The organism is Vibrio sp. Vb0888, assembly GCF_033338835.1.
GTDB classification, from domain to species: Bacteria; Pseudomonadota; Gammaproteobacteria; order Enterobacterales; family Vibrionaceae; genus Vibrio; species Vibrio alginolyticus.
On record NZ_JAWOTL010000151.1, the window covers coordinates 1 to 1,333 of the forward strand.

Genomic DNA, 1,333 nt, shown 5'->3' on the forward strand with positions numbered 1-1,333 from the left:
CCAGAAACGTTTATGAAATGGGAAAAGGTAACATTTTTGATATTCATCGGTAGGTATAACTTGCGCTTGATTGAAAGTCTTTAATCTTGTTGATAATCCTCCTTCAATATGAACTAAAGTGAATGTGACCTATTGAGTTCTCAAACTCATTGAGATGGGAGCAATAGGCAAAAAACTTACTCTGTATGGAGATGACCGATGAACAAAAACTGGATCCCCATTGCCCTATCTGGGCTTGCTTTAACGGGGTGTTTTTCTGAAGAAGCGAAAGAAGTAGAAGCCGTCGCCGAGCCACTCAAAGTAACCGCCGCAGACAAAATTTATTATGGTGGCGACATCCTAACCATGGCTGGCGATAAGCCAGAGTACGCCGAAGCCGTCGCGACATTAGGCGAGAAAATCATTTATGTCGGCAGCAAAGATGGAGCGATGGAACACAAGTTCGGTAAAACACAGTTGGTCGACTTAAAAGGCAAAACTATGTTGCCTGGCTTTGTTGATCCGCACAGTCATGTGTATGGTGTTGGTCTGCAAGCCATGGTCGCAAACGTGCTGCCATCTCCTGATGGCGAAGCCGATACCGTTGCGAAAATCATCGAAACTCTGAAAAATGCCGAGAACAATAATACGCAACGCCTATTCATTGAGAAAACGGGGTGGATTTTAGGTTTTGGTTACGACGACGCCCAACTGGATTACTACCCTACTAAAGCGGATCTCGATAAAGTCAGCACAGATAAGCCTGTATTGATCATTCACACTTCGGGGCATTTGAGTGTCGCAAACAGTAAAGCGTTAGAGCTAGCAGGCATCACATCAGAATCGGAAGATCCAAAAGGTGGCATTATCCGCCGAATGGAAAACAGCCAAGAGCCAAATGGTGTCCTAGAAGAAAACGCGCACTTTGCAATGCTGTTCAACCTCAATAAGTTGATTGATTCAGAACTTCAAGATCGCATGTTAGAAGCGTCGCAAAGTATGTACGCGAAATATGGCTATACCACGGCTCAAGAAGGACGAGCAACATCAGAAGGTTATGAAGCGATGAAACGCGCGTCGAAAAACGACAAGCTGATGATCGATTTGGTTGCGTACGCCGATATGGTATCGAGCAGTGATTTTATGGACTCGGAATACAACACGCCAGAGTACACAAACCATTTCCGCATCGGTGGCGTAAAGCTGAACTTTGATGGCTCTCCACAAGGTAAAACGGCATGGCTAAGTCAGCCTTACTTCCACCCGCCACATGGACAAGATAAAGACTACGCTGGCTACCCAACCTTTGAAGATCAACAAGCTTACGATTACGTAGAAACGGCCTTTAAAAATG

General features: G+C 45.1%; 1 protein-coding gene. It reads left to right on the top strand.

The features are described 5' to 3' along the window. Positions 1 to 198: 198 nt before the first annotated feature. On the top strand, positions 199 to 1,333 hold a 1,135-nt coding region (locus tag R7P72_RS24620; protein WP_318110915.1), incomplete at its 3' end, for an amidohydrolase.